This window comes from Streptomyces viridosporus (assembly GCF_002078235.1).
GTDB classification, from domain to species: Bacteria; Actinomycetota; Actinomycetes; order Streptomycetales; family Streptomycetaceae; genus Streptomyces; species Streptomyces viridosporus.
In genome coordinates, this window is record NZ_MSGP01000004.1 from 44,376 (window position 1) to 64,860 (window position 20,485).

Genomic DNA, 20,485 nt, shown 5'->3' on the forward strand with positions numbered 1-20,485 from the left:
CGTCAGATGGCCTGGTGTGCGTAGGCGTCGGTAGGCTCGGGCAGGTCCGGAGCGGTAGTCCACCGACAAGGTCGTCCGTCAGCGGGCGACTTTCCGGTTCGTCAGCACCAGCAGGGCCCGAACCAGCGCAGTCGCCCACCTCGGGTCCGTGCGGACCTTGCCAAGGACGCGCCAGTTCTTGAGATGGGCGAAGTCGTGCTCGACCGGGGCCCGCACCGCGGCCAACGCCTTGTTGGACAGCTTCTGACCACGGGTCAGGGGCCGGTTGTGGGCGGCCTTGTAGCCGGTAGTCACCGCCGGGTCGGCGTCCGGACCGGCATCGTCGAGGCCGACGAATCCCAGGTCGGCGATGGCTCCGAGCCCGGCTTCCCTCAGTTTCTGGGTGAGCTTGTCGTGCCGGCAGGCGGTGATCTCCGAGGTGCGTCCGAGGCGGGCCGTCGAGATCCACAGCAGCCGACCCCGGTCGTCGGTGAGCGCGATCACCAGCGGGCCATGGCATTTATTCTTGCCGGAGTAGTTCCTCCGGTTCTCCTTCCCGGTCCTGCGCCGGGTACGGATCACCGATCCGTCCAGCAGCACGACTCCGCCACCCGTTCGGGCGATCTTCTTCAGGGCCCGCTCCAGACGCGGGGCGCGGGCGGCCAGCAGACCGACGGCCTCCCGGACCCATCGGGTCACGGTGGTGCGGTGTATTCCGTTGCCGCCGGCCAGGTCGCCGGGCCGCTGGTCACAGCGCAACACTGCCAGCACGATGGTGGCGACCCTCCCCGCGGGCAGGGCCCGCCACCGCGAGCCGATCTTCTTGAGGTGGCCGCGGATCAGGTCGGCGAGCCAGCTCAGGGTGGCACTCGACAGCGGCAGACGGGCGGTGCAGACAAGGCCATCAGGGCCCTCGACGGCGATGTTGTTTTTCTTCGCACCAAACTCAACTGCCGCCGGGGGCAAGCTGGTTACGCGGTCCCGGTGCCCGTCTCCCGCGCGGCTACGGGCGGGCGGTGAACCGCCCGTCGGGTCGCTTGTGCAGCCAGCTGCGGTCGGCGAGCTTGGTCATCTTCGCGCGCAGCGGTTCCAGCTTGCCGCGCACCGTCACCTGAAGGCCCAGCTCCTCGCCGACACCCCTGACCTGGACCGGGCCGTCGGCGGACCGCACGATCGCCAGGATCCTGCGGTAGTCGGCGGGCAGGGCGACCTCATCGGGATTCTCGCTGCGGTGCGGGATCAGCAGGACCGCCCGCCCCGCCACCCGGGCGGGAGTCGGGGCGACGGCCGCGGCGGCCTCCTCCGCGGCCCGGTCCTGCTCGGCCAGCCGCATCAGGACCCGCTCGGCGATCACCAGCTCCTCCCGCTCGGCCCGGACCTCCTGCAGCTGCTTGACTAACTCCTCGGCGAGCGTGTCCAGTTCGCTCCGGCGAGCCGCGATCCGCTCCAGCTCCTGCATCCCCGCACCCTCCCGCACTCTTCCGGCGTACCGGTCCGGTGACGGATCGTAAGAGCGGGGCTGCGGCCAGCGCAGCAGATCCCGAGAACACCCACGGCTGAACGGTCAGACGATCTTGCTCGCGGGGCCACTTCCTGGCTGAAGCGGTGGCTGCCCGCAGCAGAGCCGGGTCACCGTTTCGCGGTTCTGCCCACGGTCCGAGTCACTGTCTCAACGGAAGTCATCCGCCCACGACCAGCACGAGCACCCCGAAGCTCACGCACACCAGACCCGCGACCTGCAACTTCACGATGCACACGGCTCAATCACGTGAGGCTCCAGTCCTGGCTCGGTAACCGGCGCCGACCGCCGGCAGAGGCCGCAAGAAGACCGTAGACGACGCACACAGACAAGGCGGGATCCCGGGTGACGGGTCAGGGTGTGGGTTCTTGCGCCTCGGGACGGGTGGTTGGCGTAGCGAGCAGCTCCTGGACGCGTTGGGCGAAGTCGTCGCTGGGGAGAGGCAGCTCGGTTTCAGGTTCGCGGAGGTAGCCGGCGGTGACCGCCCGGACGCCTCCGGCCGGTGGAGACATCCCGCACGTTTGCACCGTGCGCGCCCCGACCTCTCCCCCGCCCACGTTCCCCGTCTGACGTCACCACCGCGCTGACGGCGCCCGAGCCCCAGCCGCGTCCGCGTCGCCCATCCCGTCCTCCCTCATCCTCAACTCCAGCCAGGGCATGGGCGAAGGGGGTCGCAAGGGGGATGTCGGCGGTCCGACCACGCCGTACGCCCGTGATGACCTGGGCGGACTCCGGGACGCTGCGGAGACCGGCGCAACACTCAGCGCAACCTCTACCGCAGTTACACCGCTCGTTTGACAGAACCCACACTCGGTACACCAATAAACCCCCCTCCGAGCGTTAGCAGCGCGCCGAGGACGGCGGCCCCATGAAGGTTGGCGCCGGTCAGCGGGTCGTCGTCGGAGGCTCTCCATGCTGCCCGGCCGACGAATCCCGCCTTGGCGGTGGTGCCGCCTCGGGTCAGCACCCTGCGGGTGTCACGGGTTCCAGGTCATGGTGGCGTAGACCCGGTCGAAGCGCCGTGCGGCCAGGTCCTGCCGGGATATCGACCAGGAGTAGAGGGCCGTCTCCAGGCCGTCGAGCCCGTGCTCCCACTGGGCGAGGCACACCCAGTCCTCGGGACGTACGTCCGTGTCGGGCGCGGGCAGTTCGCCTCGGGCCACCGCTCGTGCCGCTTCCCGTCCGGCCGCCACGCTGGGGTCCTCCGCCCAGTCCTCGTCCTCTGCGTATCCACCGAGCTGAAGCCCGAGGCCGATGCTCTCGCCCGGGATCTCCGTCCATACCTCGACCAGTTCGTGTGCGTGGGGGTGTTCCGGGTGATCCTTGCAGTCCAGAGGCTGCCCGGGAGCGTAGACCGAGGTGTAGTACGGCAGGGAGACGCCGGCAGCCAGGCGGAGCAGCCCTTCCGGGAGATCCGTTTCGTACGGGTAGTTCCTCCATTCCGGGTCGAGGTCCACAGGGCGTTCCTCGACGGGCGTGCCCGCGGGAATGTGGAGTGCACTGCCCAGGTTTTCTACCCCGATCCGGTCGGGGTCGGGGTCGGCGAACAGCAGCAGGTGACCGTCGGCGGGCAGGTCGAGGTCGGTCACTCCTGCGGGCAGCGCGGCGAGGTCGATGGTGGCGGCGAGCTTGCACCAGGGATCGGGGGCGTCCGCGGGAAGCATGAGGGGCCCGCCGAGCCGGCCCACCACCGGCCCGTCCCCCCTGGTGCCCAGCAGGGCGCAGGGTCGAGCGAGGTCCGTCCACCGCGCGATGTCGTCCGGGGGGATGCCCTCTGCGAGGGCCCTCTCACGGAACTCATTCAGTGTGTCCAGGTTTTCGAGGGACATGGGGAGTCTCCTTGCGGCCAGGTTGGTTCGACAGGGGGGATCGCGCCGGGTGAGGGGCGGATTGTGGACGGTCAGCGGTGCAGCGTGACGGTCACGCCTCGTGCCCTGAGTTCGGTCACCACAGGGTCGGGGATGCCCGACGGTGAGGTCGCGTTCCGTTCGGCCAGGTGGACGTGTGCCAGCGACGGCATGTCGAGCAGGGGCCGGATGTCCGTCAGGGACCGGCAGTGGCGCAGGTCGAGTTCTGCGAGGTGGGGCGAAGCGGTGAACAGGGTGATGTCCTTCAACTCGGCCCAGTACGGGCCGGCCACGGTGAGTGAGCTGAGCCGTTCCACCGGTATGCCCTCGGCCGAGGGAGAGTCCTTCAGGGAACGGAGGGTCAGTTCACGCAGGCTGGAGCAGTCCTGAAGAGCACTGAGCGATTCCAGGTCCTCCATGTACAGCAGGGTTAGCGTGGTCAGCGGGGATCCGGACAGGTCACCGAGGTCGCGGACGGCGGAACCGTTGATCTTCAGCGTGCGCAGCGCGGGCAGGCGGCCGAGACCTCTGAGGTCGGTCAGCGCGGAGCAACTGGTGAAGGTCAGCTTCCGCAGTGCCGGCAGGTCGCCCAGCCCTTCTGTGGTGCGCAGTACCGGGCTGCCGTGGATGCCGAGCTTCGCCAGCCGGGGGTGGCCGTCCAGCCCTTCGAGCGTCGTCAGCTCGTTGCAGCTGTCGAGTTCGAGGGACCGGAGCCGGGGGAGAGCCGCGAAGGGCGACAGGTCGCGGAGGTGGTCGCCGCTCAGCCGGAGGTGCGCGAGATTCGGCAGCTCGGCGAGTCCGTCCAGGTCCGTGAGAGACCTGCAGGAGCGGAGATCCAGGGATTCCAGAGCGGCGAGCGCACCGCCGAACACACGGAGGGAACGCACCTTGGTCCAACTCAGCCTCAGTTGACGCAGACTGCTGAGGTTCAACAAGGGCTCGAAGTTCTCGACGGCGCCGCACCTGTTCAGATCGAGGCGGGTGAGCCGGGAGAGACGGCTGATCGGGGTGAGGTCCTCCACGCTCGTGCAGCCACCGAGATCGAGGTCCGTGAGACCGGTGAGTTCATCGACCTCGGTGAGGTCGGTGAGCCCGTCGCACTGGTAGAGGTCCAGCTTCTCGAGCATCGTGAGATGCCGCAGACCGTGCAGGGAAGAGGCGTACGGCAGCCGCAGTTCCGTCCTGCCCTCCTGACGGAACGCCGGAGCGAGCAGGTGCTCGGCGAAGGCGTCCGGGTCAGGGTGCGTCCTCCACATGCGGACGAGGAACTTGGACGCGTACGGGTCCAGAGGGATGAACCGGGCGGCCAGCTTCAGGGCGTGCCCGCCGTCACCCGGCGCGGACAGCTCCACGAGTTTCCCGACGGCCTTGCGCGCACAGTACGCGGGGGCCGACAGGTCCTCGCAGAAACCGGGCGCGGCTCCGCCGGCCCTCGCCCACAATCGGAGCAGTTCCTCGGTGGAGCAGTCGGAGACGCCGCTGTACCGGACGGCCAGACGTAACGCCGCGTCGCCGCCGCCGGACGCCGCCAGCAGCATGAGTTCCCTGACCGCCTCACTCGCCTCGGCGGGACTCGCGGTCTCCAGAAGCACCGTTGACTGACCTGTTCGCACTGCTGTGCTGTCGTCCCGTGCATCGCCGGCGGGCACACCGGGGGGAGTTGGTTGTGTCATGGGAGGACTGTAGGGGCCAGGTGTGACATGAAGCTTCTCCTTGCTCGTGGACACCTGGAAACTGGGATTCTGAGGTTCCAGAGGAAGTAGCACCAGGTGGGAAGCAAGTACACGAAGTGGTACACCGAGGAGTTCAAGCGGACGCGATCGGAGAGGCAGCGGGTAGCGTCAGATCTTCGCGCGCGGCCCGTGGTGATCGAGCTTGGCGAGGGTGGTTGCGGCGACGGTGAGCTTGCCGGTGTGGACGGAGGCCAGTTGGTGCGCCGCGGCAAGCAGGACGGCGATGCGGTTGTCGAGCGCGGTGGCACCAGCTCCGTCGAACACGAAGAGCGCGGGCGGGAAGGTCCCTTCGGTACGCGGGTGGCGGGTCAGCCACTCCTACTTGCCGGTGCTCTTCCACACGTTGGTGCGGTACTCGTCGTAGGTGGTCAGCTTGGCGGTGAGCTTGCCGAAGGTCATCGACGCGCGGTCCACCTCTACGAACACGTGCGGCGGGTTGGTGTAGGGCGGGTGGGTCAGGACGTCGGTCACGAGGCTCTGGTGGCGGGACAGGGTATGGGCGACTTCCGCTTCCCACCCCCCAGCGTACCGACGCCGTGCCGGTGGAAGGCGATGGCGCTCTGCGTGAGAGCCAGGGCATGCCGGGCCGCGAGCGAGGAGGCGGCCTTCTCTCCGGTGACCAGGCGGCCGCGGTCGAGCGCGAAGTCGAGGGAGAGCGCCATGTCGAGTCCAGGTTGGGTCAGGAACCAGCGGGATTGATCCGGCCCTTGCGGTCGATCCGGTCGGCCAGGCCCTCGGTGCGCAGGTTCCGCAGGACGCGGCGTGCGTAGTCGTCTCCTTGGTGGTACGGGGTGAACAGCTGGTGGAGCTGTGCGGGGGTGGCGACGCGGACCTATGCGGCGGGCCGGCGGACGCTGGTACGGCTCGCGCACACCCCCGACTGGACGGAGGTCGAGGTTACCACCGCCGGGACGACCGACGCCGTTTCCGCGCCCGCCGCCCCGCTGGACGGCGGTCCGCACGTCTCGGGCGGCCGGGGCCTGGCCGGGCTGCGGGAACGGGTGGAGATGCTGGGGGCGAGTTCGCGGCGGGGCCCTTCCCCCAGGGCGGGTTCCGCGTGCACGCACGCCCCTCGCCGGGCCGCATGAGTATTCCGCCCCCTGCGTTCAGGGTGCTGGTGTGCGAGGACCAGGCCCTCGTGCGTGCCGACTTCGTCACGATCCTCTCCGCCCAGCCCGGCATGGAGGCCGTGGACGGCCGGGAGGCGGTCCGGAGCGCGCGGGAGCTGAAGCCGGACGTCGTCGTCATGAACATCCGCATGCTCCTGCTCGTCGGAACCGAGGCCACCCGCCGCCTGACGGGGCCCGACTCCGCCACCTCCGCCAGGATTTTCGTCGTGATGACCTTCAACGTCGACGAGTCGTGTACGAGGCCCTGCGCGCCGGCGCCAGCGGCTTTTTGTTGAAGTACGCTCCACCGCCCGAACCGATCAACGCGGTGCGCGTCGTCGCCCGCGGCGAGTCCCTCCCGGCCCCCGTACCCTGATCGGCCGCTTCTCCGAACGCGTACGCCCCTCAGCCGCCCCCCCCACAACCCCCGAGCACGAGCGCCTCAAGGTTCTCACCCCGCGAGCACGAGGTCCTTCTCCTCATCAGCGAGGGCCTGCCGAACGCCGAAATCGCCCACCGAACCGGTCATCGGCCACGAGACCGTGAAGACCTACGTCTCCCGCATTCTCACCACACTGGATCTCCGCGACCGCGTCCAGGCGGTGGTCCTGGCCTATCGGGCGGGGTTGACCGGGGGGCGGCAACCGAGCCTGACGGCCCTGTGATGCCGTGCGGCGCGGCAAGCTGGCAGCAGCGGCTCGTTCCCGCCCACAGCTCATCCGATACGCCTCACGGCGGCCGCTCCGTTCTCAGGATCGGCCCGGGATCCCCCGAGCGAGCTACCTGTTTCGTCCTCTCTGGGGTGACGCGCGCCACCGGTGGTCTCTTGTTGACTCGAATCGTCAACACGACGGCCGGACAAGGCCGACCAGCCCAGTAGCTAAGGACAACACCATGACCACGACACGCAGTTCCGCACAGCACGGTTTCCCCAGAGGCCGCCGAATCACCGCAGCTCTGCTGGTTTCCACGCTGGCAGGAACCGCACTGGCCGCGTGTGGTGCCGACACCAAGGGCTCGCAACCGGCCAAGGTCTCCGGCAAGAGCGTCGGCGAGACCGCGGGCGACGCCAAGATCACCTGGGGCAAGTGCCCGGCCCTGGCCGAGGGACAAACCCGTGACCCCCACCTGGCCTGTGGAACGTTGGAGGTGCCACTCGACTACCAGAAACCGGGCGGCATGAAGATCGACGTGGCGGTCTCCCGGCTGTCCACCGCACAGCCCGGGAAGCGACATGGCGTTCTGCTGCTGAACCCCGGCGGGCCGGCCCTGGGAGGTCTCGACATGCCCGAAACCATGGCGTCCACACTGCCGAAGTCCGTGCTGGACCGCTACGACCTGATCGGTTTCGACCCGCGCGGCGTCGAACACAGCACCCCACAGAGTTGCGGTCTGCAGGACCCCAGCGTGTCCGGGCTCTTCCCCTATCCTGCCGCGGACGGCTCGATCACCAAGAACGTGGCCCTCGCCAAAGCCGACGCCAAGCAGTGCGCCGACACGGTGGGCAAGAACCTGCGGTACTACAACACCGTCAACACCGCCCGGGACATGGACCGCATCCGCCAGGCGCTCGGTGAGAAGAAGATCTCCTACTGGGGCCAGTCCTACGGCACCTACCTCGGCGCCGTCTACCGCTCCCTCTTCCAGGACCGCACCGACCGGATGATCCTGGAAGGCAACGTCGACCCCACCAAGGTATGGGCCGACCAGGTGGCGGACACCTGGGGCAAGGGCATGGCCGACCGGTTCCCCGATGCCGCCCGCGTCGCCGCGGCGCAGGCCGACACCCTCAAGCTGGGCACGAACGTCGCGCAGGTGACCCGCACCTACCTCACCCTCGCCGACCGGCTCGACCGCACGCCCGCAGCGATTCCCGGCGCATCGGTGTCGCTGGACGGGGCGCTGCTGCGGAACATGACCTACGCCCTGCTTCTGCAGAACAACACCCTTCCCGTGCTCGCCAAGTTCTGGAAGGCCGCCGACAACCTGGCCCACGGCAGCACCACGGCCGCCGACACCGCGGTTCTCAAGGAGGTGTTCGCCGACACACCGATGTCCCCGGGCATCCCCGCGGACAACCAGGCCACCATGTTCATGGCTCTCACCTGCGGCGACGCTGAATGGCCGCACGACGTCGACGGCTACGCCGCCCGCACCACCGCCGATCGCGAGAGGTGGCCGCTCACCGCGGGCATGCCCGCCAACATCTGGGCATGCGCCTACTGGGACAAGCCTGCTGAGGCGACTGCCAAGGTCGTGAGGGGCGGCCCGCGCAACACCCTGATCCTGCAGAACCGCCGGGACAATGCCACTCCGTGGGAAAGCGGCGTCGGGCTGCACAAGTCCCTCGGCGCCGGCTCTGCCTTCGTCGGCGTCGACAACGGCGGGCACCACGTCTACGGCGAAGGCTCCGCCTGCGCCGACAAGGCCACCGTCGGCTTCCTGACCACCGGCCACCTGCCGGACAAGGACGTCTACTGCACCGACGTCACCCAGAAGTAACCCACCGGAACGCAGTGCTTCCCTGTCCGGCCGGGCCTGTAAGACGTTCGGTGCAACTCCCGGTCATGGAAGATGCATCGATGACCAGCAACAACATGGCCGAGGCCGGGTCCGTCGAGTCGTCTGAAGCGACGCCGGCAAAGTATGTGGACGACCAGCTGATCCACGAGTTGGTGGGCCGGGCTCAGGCCGAGGGCCTTCAGCTGACCGGTGAGGGCGGGCTGTCCCCGGAGGGGGCAGCCCCCACCAGCAGCCGACCAAGCGGCTCCTGGAGTCCGCCCCGGAAGGCGAGATCACCGGCCATCTCGGCTACGACGAGCACGATCCGGCCGGGAAGAACGACGGCAACTCACGCAACAGCACCTGAGCCAAGACCGTGCTCACCGACGTCGGCCCAGTCGAGACAGCCGTTCCCCGCGACCGGGAAGGCAGCTTCGAGCCGAGGATCGTCAAGAAGCGGCAGAAGCGTGACCGGCGTCGACGAGATGGTCATCTCGCTCGCTGTGAAGGGCCTGACCACCGGTGAGGTCCAGGCTCACCCGGCGGAGGCCCATGGCGCCGACGTGTCCCACCAGACGATCTCCACGATCACCGGCAAGGTCCTGGACGGCATGGCCGAGTGGCAGAACCGGCCGCTCGACGCCGGGCGGTTCCCAGCAGTGGTTGCGAACCACCTGGTCAATGGGTCTGCCAGGGATTCTCGCAATCTCTCCGACCGACAGGCGGCCGAGACGGTGCGGTGCCGGATCGACTCCACTCAGTGATCCAGTGCGCCGAAAGCGATACTCAGGCACGGCATCGCCGCCTTCCCGTGGTCAAGGCGCCACGAGTCATCGACACGCGCTCGCGGCATGGTCGAACGGTTTCCACCCACCATCCGCCGCCGGTCGCAACCACCTTCATTCACAAGCCAGTTGGCGGACGAAGCACACGGCGAGAGGATGACCGACGTAGGGACCGTAGCCCTCGGTGCGGGCGTAGCCCTCGCGCTCGTAGAACCTGATGGCATCGGGCTGAAGCACACCCGTCGACAGGTGCAGCACCTTGTAACCGAGGCGGGACGCGTGGTCCTCCGGCGTGCGCAGGATGCCCGTCGCGACACCCGTGCCACGGAGTTCGGGGACGACGTACATGCGCTTGATCTCGGCCGTGTCCTCGGGCAGCCGTCGCAGCGCGCCGCACCCGTTGCGTTGCCCTCGGCGTCCCGGGCGACGAGGAACACGTCGGTGTCCCGCGCCGTGGGCTTGTCGGTCTCCTGGTCGGGTATGTCATAGCGCGCGGCCAGTTCCGCCTCCATGGCGGCGCGCAGGCGCACGCCGTCGGCGCCGTCCCGCGGCTCCTCGGAAATGGTCGGCATCGCGGCACTCCGTTCCTCGCTCATGACATCCTCATGATCCAACCAGCCGGGCGACCTCACCGGAAATGCCGATCCGACAGGGCACTCATGCCGAGCGGGCATGACCGCGTGTGCGCGCGGTCCGCCCTCGGCCGCCCGATCACCCGTCTTTCGAGTCCCGATGGTTCCGCATGTACCGCACGAACCGCCGGGCGTGCACGTTCGTCGAACGCGCCGAGGTAGCAACCTCCAGTCGGCTCGGGGAGAGCCCCTCCACCGGCCTGATCCGTATGCCCGGCAACGCGTCGGGCAGGGTGGAGCCGTGGGCGAAGGCGATGGCCCGGCCCAGAATGACGGCGTTGAGCACGTCGGAGGAGGTATGCACCAAGGGGCCCCGCCGCCGCGGGTTCCGTCGACGTCGGCACCGGCCCAGTGATCCGCCTGCGCCTCGGGCATGCCTGCCCAGTGCGTCACAGGCTCGTCGCTGAGATCACCGACCGTGAGGTTCTCCCGGCTCGCCAAGTGGTGGTTCGTGGACAGCAGAACGGACCGCGAGTTCAGCGCGAGCAGGTCGGCGGTCAGGTCACGCCGGTCGTAGCAGTCCCGGAGGAACGTGACTTCCGACTCCCCCGCCCGCAGGTCGTCCGGCGGCAACACCCAGTCGCGCGGCACCATGTGCACGCGCATCCCGAGGTTCTCTTCCTCGAACGCCCGGCATCGGGCCTACACGGCCGCCACGTCGCACTCGGGAACGCTCACCGTCAACGTCACGGTGTCCGCCCGCGCCCCGGGCACGCTCCACCGCGCGTCGCGCGTGCTCCACGATCTCGCGTGCCTCCGCCAACAACGCCTCTCCCGCGGGGGTGAGTTCCGTCCTGCGGTGGCTCCGTACGAGCAGCGTGACGCCGACCGTCCGCTCCAGCGCCCGCAGCGCCCTCGACAGCGCGGGCTGCGTGATCACAAGTCGCTCGGCCGCGCGCGTGGTGCTTCCGGCCTCTCCCACGGCGACGAGGTACCGGAGGTGGCGGAGTTCCAGATCGGGCATGCCCCGACGGTACGACAGCACGCGGCCGGCCGGCCCGGCCCGGTCCAGGGGACAGGTACGCATGACGGCGACACGGGCAGGCCGGACTGCCGCGTGCGGTCCCGCTCGCCTCGGTCTGTGCCGTTCACGGTCCGGTGTGGACGGCGGACGGCGATCTGCGCCAGCGCGCCGGATGAGATGGTCGGCGCGCTGGCGCAGATCGTCGTCCAGATCCAGCTGCTGGTAGCGACGGCTTGTTGTGGCAAGGACCCGAGGTGCGAGCAGTCGCAGAATCCAGCGGGCGTCGTCGCTGGGGATGGTGTGCAGGGTACCGCGCATGTACCAGCCGCGGACGATGCTCCGCTCTTTCTCGTATGCCGTGCGGATGGCCTGGGCGGTGATGTCCCGGCCGCGTACCCGGATGCCCAGGTCGGAGGCTGTGGCGTCCTGGGCCTGGATGGCGAAGACCCGTCGGACGACCGCCTCGGCAGAGTCCTCCCGTGCTCCGCCGGCCAGGGCCTGGGCGTGGGCCCGCAGCCGGCGGACGCTCTCGTGGTCAAGCATCGGGCTGTGCCTCTCAGCCAGCGCGGTCAGGAGACGGCCTTGTCGAGGATGTCGGCGAGTTCGGCGGGCGCGGACAGCATCGGCCAGTGTCCGGTGGGCAGGTCGAAGCGCCGCCACGGCGGCTGGTTCAGGTAGGCCAGCATCGGCACACCGGCATCCAGCAGCCCCGTGAAGTCATGGCACGCGACCAGGACACGGTCCACACCGGGACCGGGCTCGGCCGGGCCGGCGAGACGCTGGGTGAAGGCGCCGAACGGCTGAGGGGTGGCACGCGAGCGCAGAGCGCCCCGCTGGCCCTCATCGAGCCCGTCGAGACTGCTGGACAAGCCCAGGACCTCAAACGGCGGCATCGGCAGCCGCCACCCGTCGCCAGACGCGTCGACCTGCTGGCGCAGCTGGTCCGCTGCCTGTGGTGGCATGAGGTCGAGCATGCACATGCCCGCGGCGAACGGGGCGCTGTCCACATAGACCACGCGCTCCAGCCGGTCACCGAGACGTCCGGCTGCCCCGGTCACCGGAGCAGCCGCATAGCTGTGGGCGACCAGCGTGACGTCGCGCAGATCGTTCCGCTCGACGAATCCCGTGATGTCCGCGATGTGCGCATCCAGGTCCGTCTCGGGTCCGCCCCGGTCTGCGTGCTCGGCCAGGCCCGTCAGTGTCAGCGGCAGCGCCGTGTGACCGCGCTCCCGCAGAGCGCGGGCGGTGTCTTCCCAGGCCCACGCCCCGAGCCAGGCGCCGGGAACGAGTACGAAGGTGGCCATGTGATCTCCCAGAAGTAGGTGCTGCGGGGAGCGTAAGGTCGATACAGGACAGAATCCGCCCTGAAATGCCGAGTGATCCATGTCGCATCCCCTCACCCGCGTGCTGACCCTGCTGGAACTCCTCCAGTCGAACGCCCGGCTCACCGGGGCGGAGCTGGCAGACCGCCTGGACACCGACGTCCGCACCGTGCGCCGCTACACGGCCCACCTACGCGACTTGGGCATCCCCGTGGAGGCCGAACGCGGCCGCTACGGCGGCTACCGACTGGCCCGCGGCTACCGCATGCCGCCTCTGGTCCTCACCAATGACGAGGCCCTCGCCGTCGTTCTTGGCCTGCTCGCGGCAGAACGTCTGGGCATGGGCACTGCCGCGCCGGCCAGTGCCGGTGCCTTGGCCAAGATCGAGCGGGTGCTTCCGCACGCCCTGCGCGAACCGCTCGCCGCCATGCGGGAGACCCTGTCCTTCACCGCCAACGCCGTGATCGGGCAGGCACCCGGAACCGGCGTCCTGCTGGCACTGGCCCAGGCCTCCCGCGCCCACACGACCGTCGGTATCAGCCACCAGTCCTGGCGCCAGGAACACACCGAACGCGACATCGCCCCATACGGCGTGATCTTCCACACCGGCCGCTGGTACGTCGTCGGCCACGACCACCTCCGCGACAGCCTGCGTACCTTCCGCATCGACCGCATCGCCTCCGTCACCTCCCGAGCCGACAGCTTCACCGCACCCGACGGCTTCGACCCCGTCGCCCACCTGACCTCGACCCTCGCTCAGGGGCCCTACCGCTGGCAGGTCGAGGTGACGATCCATGGCCCCCTCGATGAGATCGCCCGTCGGCTGCCCCGCTCAGCGGTGACCCTCACGGCCCAGCCCACCGGCGTCCTGATGCGCACACGGGCAGAACGGCTGGACGGCATGGCCCACATGCTCGCCTCCCTGGAGTGGCCCTTCACCATCCACCATCCCGAGGAACTACGGCAGGCGCTCAAGAATCTGGCCGCCCAACTCACCGCAGCCGCCCAGCGGAGACCGGAAGAACTACCGCAGTAAATACCGGATTTACTGCGGCAGGGCCTCTACCGTGATCATCGCGACCTGCGGCGGGGCATTCCGGCCGCCTGGGCGAGGTGTACGCATTTACCGCGACAGGGAGGCGGGCCGGTGCGGTTCGCATTCATCGACGACAGCCCGCGCACAGCGGCCGCTGTCCCCCGGGCTGCGCTCGACCCGCTGCACGCCTACGGGGCAGTGATCGTCCCCGAGGAATCACTCGTCCCCTACGCCGAACGCCTCGCCGCTCTCCGTACCCGCCTCGGGCTGCCGCCCAGGACGGAGTTCAAGTGGAACCCCTACAGCGGGCCGCTGCACAAGAACTGGGAGGCGCTCCGCGAGGCGCGTCCGCAGATGCTGCAAGACGCCCAAGATCTCGACGTCTCGGCGGTCGTCGTCATCTGCGCGACGAAGCGGATGCCACCTCCTGGGGCGAGGAGAAAGTCCAGCCGGAGATGCTCAAGTACCTCTACGAGCGCGTCTCCACGGTCCTCGACACCGCCGGCCACAGCGGCATCCTCATCGCCGGCAGCGAGCACGCTGCCCCCTACCGGGACCTGATCATGAGTCTGCTGGCGAAGAACCCTACCCGTTCGACGCGAAGCCCCTGGCTCCGGAGCGCAAGGGTCCCGTCGGCTGCCGGCCCCGGCCCCGCTACCGCCACCGGGCACCCTCAGTGGCCGCCCTGGCCACCGAGCTCGGACAGGAAGCGTTCACCTCCCTCACCTGGCTGCAGGGCTTACGCGGCGCGTTACGCTCCCGCTTCGCCGCTGTGCGTGTCCGCCCGGTCGGCAAGGCCGTCGAGCGTCCCATCCGGGCCGCCGCCTCGGCCGGACAGGGCTGGTGAGACGGCACCCTGCCCGACAGCTGGCTGCTGGTCGAATGGCCCGAGGACGCCGGGGCTCCCACCGAATACTGGCTGTCCAGCCTGCCGGCCGACACCCCGCTCGCCGACCTGGTCCGGCTGGCCAAGGTCCGCTGGCGCATCAAGCACGACTACCGCGAACTCGAGCACGGCCTGGGCCTGGACCACTTCGAAGGCCGGTCCTGGCCCGGCTGGCACCACCACGTCACCCTCGTGACCGCGGCCCATGCCTTTCTCACCGAACAGCGTCTGGCCCCCAAAGCACCCACACCGGGCTCACTCTCTACCAGACCCTCGACGCCCTCCAGGACGTCCTGAGGTGCTGGACCGGCATCTGCACCACCTGCCACCAGCCCCTGCCCAGCAGGCCACACACGACATCAAGATCGAGACAGACCTAACGGAGTCCTACTCGACGGCCGCCAGATAAAGATCATGGCCCTCGTGGAGCAGGGCCTGGATCAGCAGGCCCGCGACCTGATCGACACCGCCCAGCCCACGGAGCCCTGGGAGACCGCCGTCGCCAACCTCCTTCGCGCTCACTGCCGCCCCGTCGCGGTACCGCTGCCGCGGGCCGACCTCAACCAGGCTCAGCACGCAACCGCCTCGTTTTGACCGATCCCGAGCCCTCGATCGCCGTGTTCCAGACCCGTGCGGGCCCGGCCGCCCTGGAATTCGACACCAACGGACCGCACACGAGCTCGCTTGTCCCAGCTCTTGCAAAAGTGGTCCGCCTCGACGCCTATGCCGCATGTGAAGTGCTGGGCCACCCAGCCGCCCGGGCATTCCTCGACACCGAGCAGGCATCTTCGCTCGGCTCGGTGGTCGCTAACGCAGGTCTCGGTGCCGGCGCCCTGCCCGCGGACCACCAGCGATCTCTGTCCGAGTCCGTCGCCTTCGGCCAAGCCGAGCTGAGGTGACTTCTGAGACGACAAGGCGGCACCAGGCAATCCCCCGAAGGAGGTACCGCAACCCACATGAGTGATCGAACACAGCATCACAGCCCGCCATACTCAGCTACAGAAGGCGAGGGCCCAGTATTCGAATTCACGTTCTAGATTTCGCCCGTATCCACCCGTTACGGGGATGCAAGAACCCTCGTTACCCGATCACCAGTCCGCATCGCACCCCGAGGAGCCCTCATGAATCCCGTACGCCTTCCTGCGTTCGTTCATCCCGCGTTCGAAAACGCCACCGGCACCTCGGGCACCCCTCTGCACTCCGCCGTCGACCGCGACGCCCGGCCCACTCGTGAGTCACGACCGGATACGAGGTACCTGGCATGACTCGCACCGCCATCCCGCTGAAGCCGGCACATCCGGACAAGGGGTATGGCCGTCAGCTCGTCGCGGCTGACCGGGCGCTGAGAGCGTTCGCTGCAGTCAATGCCGCGAGCGCCCTCGCCTACGGTCTCCGGCACGGCAATGCCCTCGTGGCCGCGAGGGACCGAGGCGCCGTCGAACGCCTGGTGCAGGAGGACCGTCTATGAGTGCGGACCGCACGTGTTCGCCAAGAAGCACACCCGTATCACCGTGTCCTGGCCGATCGTGCCCGGCAGCGCTGCCCTGCTCCTCGACCCTGGGACCTGCCAGGCCAGATGAACGGCGGTGCCTCCTGATCGCTGCTCGCCGGTCCACGCTGCACACTCGCTCGTCCACCGTCTCGGAAGGCAGAGATACGTGTCCTCTCCCGTCTCCCCTTCGGATCACGTCTCACCGCGTGCCGCTCTGCCGACAGCGCAGTACGCCGCATCCCGGCATGCGGTGTGGCTCGGCGCCGCCGCGATCATCACCGACGAGGTCGGCCGTGTCCTGCTGGTGCACCCCACCTACCACAAGGACGGCTCGTGGCTGCTGCCCGGAGGCGTCGTCGAACCCGGCGAGCACCCGCACGTCGCCTGTCGACGCGAGATCACCGAAGAACTGGGCCTGGATCTGCCCCTGTCGGCCGTGCTCGCCGTCCACTCCTTCTCCCCGCACCACCCCGACCTTCAGCCCGGTACGCCCTGCCCCGGCGAGGTCCGGTTCGTCTTCGACGGGGGAACCCTCAACCCCGACCAGGTGGAGGCGATCCGCCTGCCGCGCCGGGAGTTGTCCGAGTACGCCTTCCTGGAGACCCGGGACGCGGTGCAGCGGCTGCGGCCCGTGGACGGGCAGATCATGCTCGCCGCCTACCGTGCCCGGCTCGGGAACACCGCCACCGCTCACCTCGCCGACGGCCGGCACATTCTCGACGTCCCGGCGTTGGACCGCCATGACGTCCACGTCCGCTACCGGCCCCTGTGGGACAGCCCTCTCAACCGCGGCCTCATCCCCGGGCAGATGCCTGTGCAGCAAGTCTGGGCGTGGTGCTTCGTCCCCGACGGCCGGGTCGTCCTCGTGGCCGACCTCGGCCCGCGGGGTGCGCTGCCGATGCTGCCCGGCGGCACCGTGGAGAAGACCGACGCGACGCCCGAGGACACCCTGCACCGCGAAGCCGCCGAGGAAGCCCAGCTCAGTCTGGCCGATCCGGTACGACTGGGCTGGGTGCTGGACGAGACCGGCGAGGTCTACGGCGGCGTGGGGCCCAACGCCCGGCTCCGCCTGGCAGCCCGGGTCACCGCCATCGGCCCGGCGGCCGTCGACCCCGCCACCGGCCACTCCTTCGCCCGCCTGCTCGCCACCCCCGCCCAGACGGCCGCCCTGCTGGGCTGGGGCCCGCCCGGCGCGCGGCAAGCCCAGCTCGCGGTGGAGACGGCACGGGAGAGGTGGGGTCTGCCCGCCGCTCGCTCCGCCGCCATCGAGGAGATCCCTGCGGAGGGGATGCGGCTGAGCTGACACGAACGACCGCCAGCCTCGACTCGTCCCGCTCCACGTCCCTCTGAGGTAGCCCCATGCCGTTGTCGCACGACCACATCCGCACCACCGTCGCCACCTACCTCGCGCGCCACCCTCACGAGCGCGAGCAGCTCGGCGGCCTCCTGGACGCCCTCGACCGTCCCACCGACATCGCCAGCCGCTCCACCTTCACCGGACACGTCACTTGCGGCGCGATCGTCGTCGACGACGTCGGCCGCGTCCTGCACGTGCTGCACCTGGCGAGCGGGAAGGTCCTCGCTCCCGGCGGACACACCGAGCCCGCCGACGAGTCCCTGGCAGCAGCAGCGCTACGGGAGTTGCACGAGGAGACCGGGATCCCGCCCCGGGCCGTCACGCCGTGGCCCGGTTACGAGACCGTGCCGTTCGACATCGACATCCACGACATCGACGCCCGCCCGGGCAAAGGCGAACCCGGCCACCAGCACTTCGACCTCCGGTTCCTCTTCCGCCTGCACACCGCGACCGAGGCGCCGGTGGTGCTGCAGGAAGAGGAGGTCGCCGGCATCGAGTGGCGTCCCGTGGGCCGGGTGGCCTCCTCCTCCCTGCGCGAGAAACTGCTCAAGCTAACCTCGGAGACTGAACCGGAGACGGCCAACGCCTCCGCCCTGATCTACAACGACCGCGGCGAGTACCTGCTCCACCTGCGCGACTACTTCCCCGGCCAGATCTGGGAGCCGGGCATGTGGTCCCTGCTGGGCGGCGGCCGAGAGCCCCAGGACGCCACCCTGGAGCACACCGTGCGGCGCGAACTGGCCGAGGAAGCCGGCCTCGACCTCGCCGACCTGACCCCGTTCGGCACCGAGTACGCCTCCGACGACGCCGTCGCGAGCGTGCCCATCGCCATCTACGCCGGCCGCTGGAACGGCGATCCCCGCGACCTCCGGCTGACGGAAGGGGTGATGCTGGCCTGGTTCGCCCCGGACGACCTCCACCGCCTGCGCATCGCGGACACCACCAGCGACCTCGTACGGCGCCACGCCGTCAGCCGCCCGGCCAGCACCACGCGGCAGAGCGGGCTCGCACCGCAGGAGGAGCGCCGTCCAGCTTCGCCGCACGGCACGGTCCTCAACGTCATCGGCGTCCACCTCTACCTGGAGCGGCCCGACGGGACGGTGCTGCTCGGGCTGCGCCACCCCGACTCCGCATTCGCGCCGTCCACCTGGCACGTCCTGGCCGGCCACTGCGAGCAGGAGAGCGCCATCACCTGCCTGATCAGGGAGGCACGGGAGGAAGCCGGCCTGTACATCGAGCGCCAGGACGTCGAACTCGTCCACATCGTCCACCACATCGACCGTGCCGGGGACCGGCCCCGCATGGGCCTGTTTTTCCGCGCTCGTACCTGGAGCGGTGAGCCGGAGCTGCGTGAGCCGGACAAGTGCACCCAGTGGAAGTTCTGGGACCCCGCCACGCTGCCCGACAATCTCGTTTCCTACACCCGCCAAGCCATCGCGAAGATCCAGAACGGGAAGCTGTACAGCGAGACGGGCTGGCCTGCATGACCGGCACGCCGAGCGGCGCACACCGTCGTGTGTCCACTGTGACTGCGGCCGGCCGTGAGGACACCCGCCTGGTGGTGATCCGCGGCAACTCGGCGTCAGGCAAGTCAAGCGTGGCCCAGGGCCTGCGAGATCGCTACGGCCGCGGGATCGCGATCGTGGGCCAGGACGTGATCCGCCGGAACGTGCTCAGGGAACACGACACCGCGCGCGGCGCCAACGTCGCCCTGCTGGGCAGGATCGCACGCGAAGCACTGAACGCCGGCTTTCATGTGGTGCTTGAGGGGATCCTGTACGCCGATCGCTACAGCCACATGATCACGTCTCTGGTACGGGACCACCGTGGCGTCTCCTGCTGCTACTACCTGGACGTGCCGCTGGAAACGACGTTTGTCCGACACGCGTCGAAGGCGGATGCCGCGTACCTGGCGCAAGTCACCGACAGCCACCTCGCCTCCTGGTACCGCGAGCTGGATCTGCTGCCCGGCAGTCTGGAGACCGTGATCCCGGCCGACAGCACGCTGCAGGACACTATCGCGCGAATCCTGCGCGAAACCGACCTGGCCTCTGCCTTCCCCATCCCACCGCCGCAGTGCAAGCCGTCACAGGGAGATTCGATGAACAGTCCGGTGTTGATGTCCGACCCGCGGGTCGCCGCGATCCCGGTGCGCGAGTGCGGGGAGCCGCTCGTCGACGTGCGTGACCACAGCTTCCGCGTCGATCCCCGCAAGCAAGATCCGCTGGGCGCATTCGCCCACGTCCGCGAGGGCGTCCTGGCCCGGCTGGAGCACGCCCGCTCGCTCCTGCCCGCCGGCACCGACCTGCTGTTCATCGAGGGCTACCGGCCGCTGGCCCTACAGCAGCACTACTTCACCGAGTACCGGGACGAGCTCGCCGCCGCTCACCCCGGCTGGACCGCTGAGCAGCTGCACCAGGCGGCCAGCCGGTACGTGTCGCCGCCGGAGATCGCGCCCCACTCCGCGGGCGCGGCCGTGGACGTAACCCTCGTCGACCAGGACGGCCACGAACTCGACCTCGGCACCCGCGTCAACGCCTCCCCCGAGGAGAGCGACGGTGCCTGCTTCACTCACGCCCCGAACCTCAGCGATCGCGCGCGCCACCACCGCACGTTGCTGCTCAACGCCATGGAGAACGCAGGTTTCACGAACTATGGCACCGAGTTCTGGCACTTCTCGGTAGCGGACCGGTACGACGCGCTGATGCGGCAGGAGCCGCACGCGCGCTACGGACCGATCGAACTGCCTTAGCGCGCCGGCATCCTCGTCCACTTCCTCGCCACTCACGCCGATCCGGACACACAGGAGCGCAGCCACCGCCCCCTGACCCGACTGCTCTCCCAAGACCGCGACGGACGGAACTCATCGAACGGAGGCACGTGTGCCTGACGACGCCCAGCAGGCGACCCCAGCCGTCCCGAGCCCGGCGGCCGGAGACGAATCACAAGAGCACCACATGCACCTGCTCGGGCGGTACTACCGCCAAGTGGAAGCAGGCCGCAAGACGATCGAAGTGAGGGTGGCCACCCCGAACAAGCGCGCCGTCGCAGTCGGCGACACCGTCGTCTTCCACGACCGGGACACCGGGCGGGACCTCGACGTCATCGTGCAGCGGATCACCCCGTACCCCTCCTTCGAAGACCTGCTCAGCTCGGAGGACACCGCGCTCATCGACCCGGACGGGCCGCCCGGAGAACTGCTCGCCAACCTCCGCAACATCTACCCGCCGGCCAAGGAAGCCCTCGGCGCTCTCGCCCTCGCGTTCGACCACCGCCCCGCCCGGCCCGGCCGCCCCATGCCGATGACGCCCACCCAGTACGC

General features: G+C 69.4%; 21 protein-coding genes and 3 pseudogenes. 12 read left to right on the forward strand and 12 right to left on the reverse strand.

From position 1 onward, the window contains the following. Positions 1-78: 78 nt before the first annotated feature. The 8 genes from B7L92_RS00445 to B7L92_RS44020 form a co-directional block, all read right to left on the reverse strand. Positions 79-945: a transposase family protein gene (locus B7L92_RS00445; RefSeq protein ID WP_081235517.1), complete on the reverse strand. Its 867-nt coding sequence runs from the start codon at positions 943-945 to the stop codon at positions 79-81. Between the two features lie 37 nt (positions 946-982). Next, positions 983-1,438 (reverse strand): hypothetical protein, encoded by a 456-nt coding sequence (locus tag B7L92_RS40905; RefSeq protein WP_170102159.1) that lies wholly within the window; start codon positions 1,436-1,438, stop codon positions 983-985. Positions 1,439-2,475: 1,037 nt separating this feature from the next. Then, a complete protein-coding gene (locus tag B7L92_RS00460) occupies positions 2,476-3,327 on the reverse strand; it encodes a YwqG family protein (protein ID WP_081235518.1) in 852 nt (283 codons plus the stop codon). A 71-nt stretch (positions 3,328-3,398) separates the two neighbouring features. After that, on the reverse strand, positions 3,399-4,937 hold the full coding sequence (locus B7L92_RS00465; protein ID WP_255310686.1) for a leucine-rich repeat domain-containing protein: 1,539 nt from the start codon (positions 4,935-4,937) through the stop codon (positions 3,399-3,401). 249 nt (positions 4,938-5,186) lie between these two features. Further along, complete coding sequence (locus B7L92_RS40475) at positions 5,187-5,342, reverse strand: hypothetical protein (protein WP_159460984.1); 156 nt, start codon at positions 5,340-5,342, stop codon at positions 5,187-5,189. A 54-nt stretch (positions 5,343-5,396) separates the two neighbouring features. After that, positions 5,397-5,570 (reverse strand): hypothetical protein, encoded by a 174-nt coding sequence (locus B7L92_RS40480; RefSeq protein ID WP_497590733.1) that lies wholly within the window; start codon positions 5,568-5,570, stop codon positions 5,397-5,399. Then, a complete protein-coding gene (locus tag B7L92_RS00470; protein ID WP_081235519.1) occupies positions 5,546-5,740 on the reverse strand; it encodes a hypothetical protein in 195 nt (64 codons plus the stop codon). The genes B7L92_RS40480 and B7L92_RS00470 overlap by 25 nt, the downstream gene beginning before the upstream one ends. Before the next feature lie 17 nt (positions 5,741-5,757). Beyond that, positions 5,758-5,877 carry a hypothetical protein gene (locus tag B7L92_RS44020; RefSeq protein WP_368656223.1) on the reverse strand — a complete coding sequence of 40 codons (120 nt, stop codon included), beginning with the start codon at positions 5,875-5,877 and terminating at the stop codon, positions 5,758-5,760. A gap of 19 nt (positions 5,878-5,896) precedes the next feature. Between B7L92_RS44020 and B7L92_RS00475 the strand changes: the two genes are divergently transcribed. From B7L92_RS00475 to B7L92_RS41780, 4 genes and pseudogenes are all read left to right on the forward strand, one after another. Then, positions 5,897-6,166: an ATP-binding protein gene (locus B7L92_RS00475; RefSeq protein ID WP_081235520.1), complete on the forward strand. Its 270-nt coding sequence runs from the start codon at positions 5,897-5,899 to the stop codon at positions 6,164-6,166. Then, positions 6,163-6,852 (forward strand): annotated as a pseudogene (locus B7L92_RS00480) (response regulator transcription factor). Before B7L92_RS00475 ends, B7L92_RS00480 begins: the two are co-directional and overlap by 4 nt. A gap of 229 nt (positions 6,853-7,081) precedes the next feature. Beyond that, on the forward strand, positions 7,082-8,689 hold the full coding sequence (locus tag B7L92_RS00485) for an alpha/beta hydrolase (RefSeq protein ID WP_081235521.1): 1,608 nt from the start codon (positions 7,082-7,084) through the stop codon (positions 8,687-8,689). Positions 8,690-9,065: 376 nt separating this feature from the next. Further along, a pseudogene (locus B7L92_RS41780) lies at positions 9,066-9,453 on the forward strand (transposase). A 135-nt stretch (positions 9,454-9,588) separates the two neighbouring features. On the opposite strand, the gene B7L92_RS41785 reads toward B7L92_RS41780, so the two are convergent. The 3 genes from B7L92_RS41785 to B7L92_RS00510 form a co-directional block, all read right to left on the reverse strand. Continuing rightward, positions 9,589-9,861, reverse strand: coding sequence for a GNAT family N-acetyltransferase (locus B7L92_RS41785; RefSeq protein WP_368656224.1), 273 nt, complete (start codon positions 9,859-9,861; stop codon positions 9,589-9,591). A gap of 747 nt (positions 9,862-10,608) precedes the next feature. Continuing rightward, positions 10,609-11,613 carry a DNA glycosylase AlkZ-like family protein gene (locus tag B7L92_RS41510; RefSeq protein WP_081235523.1) on the reverse strand — a complete coding sequence of 335 codons (1,005 nt, stop codon included), beginning with the start codon at positions 11,611-11,613 and terminating at the stop codon, positions 10,609-10,611. A gap of 26 nt (positions 11,614-11,639) precedes the next feature. Beyond that, positions 11,640-12,374: an alpha/beta fold hydrolase gene (locus B7L92_RS00510; protein ID WP_081235524.1), complete on the reverse strand. Its 735-nt coding sequence runs from the start codon at positions 12,372-12,374 to the stop codon at positions 11,640-11,642. A 79-nt stretch (positions 12,375-12,453) separates the two neighbouring features. Between B7L92_RS00510 and B7L92_RS00515 the strand changes: the two genes are divergently transcribed. Both B7L92_RS00515 and B7L92_RS41790 read left to right on the forward strand, forming a co-directional pair. Then, the gene (locus B7L92_RS00515) at positions 12,454-13,428 is read left to right on the forward strand and encodes a helix-turn-helix transcriptional regulator (protein ID WP_081235525.1); all 975 of its coding nucleotides are present in this window, start codon (positions 12,454-12,456) and stop codon (positions 13,426-13,428) included. A gap of 586 nt (positions 13,429-14,014) precedes the next feature. Further along, a pseudogene (locus tag B7L92_RS41790) lies at positions 14,015-14,611 on the forward strand (transposase family protein); the annotation flags it as partial. 90 nt (positions 14,612-14,701) lie between these two features. Here the strand turns inward: B7L92_RS41790 and B7L92_RS40120 are convergent. Then, positions 14,702-14,890, reverse strand: a complete 189-nt coding sequence (locus tag B7L92_RS40120) for a hypothetical protein (protein WP_143626207.1) — start codon at positions 14,888-14,890, stop codon at positions 14,702-14,704. Positions 14,891-14,904: 14 nt separating this feature from the next. On the opposite strand from B7L92_RS40120, the gene B7L92_RS40125 reads away from it, so the two are divergent. The 6 genes from B7L92_RS40125 to B7L92_RS00560 all read left to right on the forward strand — a co-directional run. Beyond that, positions 14,905-15,213: a hypothetical protein gene (locus B7L92_RS40125; protein ID WP_143626208.1), complete on the forward strand. Its 309-nt coding sequence runs from the start codon at positions 14,905-14,907 to the stop codon at positions 15,211-15,213. Positions 15,214-15,575: 362 nt separating this feature from the next. After that, complete coding sequence (locus B7L92_RS00535; protein WP_081235528.1) at positions 15,576-15,782, forward strand: hypothetical protein; 207 nt, start codon at positions 15,576-15,578, stop codon at positions 15,780-15,782. Between the two features lie 274 nt (positions 15,783-16,056). Beyond that, complete coding sequence (locus tag B7L92_RS00540) at positions 16,057-17,109, forward strand: NUDIX domain-containing protein (RefSeq protein ID WP_255310688.1); 1,053 nt, start codon at positions 16,057-16,059, stop codon at positions 17,107-17,109. 56 nt (positions 17,110-17,165) lie between these two features. Then, entirely contained in the window at positions 17,166-18,650 is a 1,485-nt protein-coding gene (locus B7L92_RS00545) for an NUDIX domain-containing protein (protein ID WP_081235530.1), read from the forward strand. Continuing rightward, positions 18,647-19,915 (forward strand): M15 family metallopeptidase, encoded by a 1,269-nt coding sequence (locus B7L92_RS39070; protein WP_255310689.1) that lies wholly within the window; start codon positions 18,647-18,649, stop codon positions 19,913-19,915. The genes B7L92_RS00545 and B7L92_RS39070 overlap by 4 nt, the downstream gene beginning before the upstream one ends. 205 nt (positions 19,916-20,120) lie before the next feature. Continuing rightward, positions 20,121-20,485, forward strand: a 365-nt coding sequence (locus B7L92_RS00560) for an ASCH domain-containing protein (RefSeq protein ID WP_368656222.1), incomplete at its 3' end; no start/stop codon positions are given.

Bases quoted from the DNA above. Each gene is read 5' to 3' on its own strand.
- B7L92_RS40905 (WP_170102159.1), bottom strand. From the start codon at position 1,438: ATGCAGGAGCTGGAGCGGATCGCGGCTCGCCGGAGCGAACTGGACACG.
- B7L92_RS00460 (WP_081235518.1), bottom strand. From the start codon at position 3,327: ATGTCCCTCGAAAACCTGGACACACTGAATGAGTTCCGTGAGAGGGCC.
- B7L92_RS00470 (WP_081235519.1), bottom strand. From the start codon at position 5,740: ATGGCGCTCTCCCTCGACTTCGCGCTCGACCGCGGCCGCCTGGTCACC.
- B7L92_RS00485 (WP_081235521.1), top strand. From the start codon at position 7,082: ATGACCACGACACGCAGTTCCGCACAGCACGGTTTCCCCAGAGGCCGC.
- B7L92_RS41510 (WP_081235523.1), bottom strand. From the start codon at position 11,613: ATGCTTGACCACGAGAGCGTCCGCCGGCTGCGGGCCCACGCCCAGGCC.
- B7L92_RS00510 (WP_081235524.1), bottom strand. From the start codon at position 12,374: ATGGCCACCTTCGTACTCGTTCCCGGCGCCTGGCTCGGGGCGTGGGCC.
- B7L92_RS00515 (WP_081235525.1), top strand. From the start codon at position 12,454: ATGTCGCATCCCCTCACCCGCGTGCTGACCCTGCTGGAACTCCTCCAG.
- B7L92_RS00535 (WP_081235528.1), top strand. From the start codon at position 15,576: ATGACTCGCACCGCCATCCCGCTGAAGCCGGCACATCCGGACAAGGGG.
- B7L92_RS00545 (WP_081235530.1), top strand. From the start codon at position 17,166: ATGCCGTTGTCGCACGACCACATCCGCACCACCGTCGCCACCTACCTC.
- B7L92_RS39070 (WP_255310689.1), top strand. From the start codon at position 18,647: ATGACCGGCACGCCGAGCGGCGCACACCGTCGTGTGTCCACTGTGACT.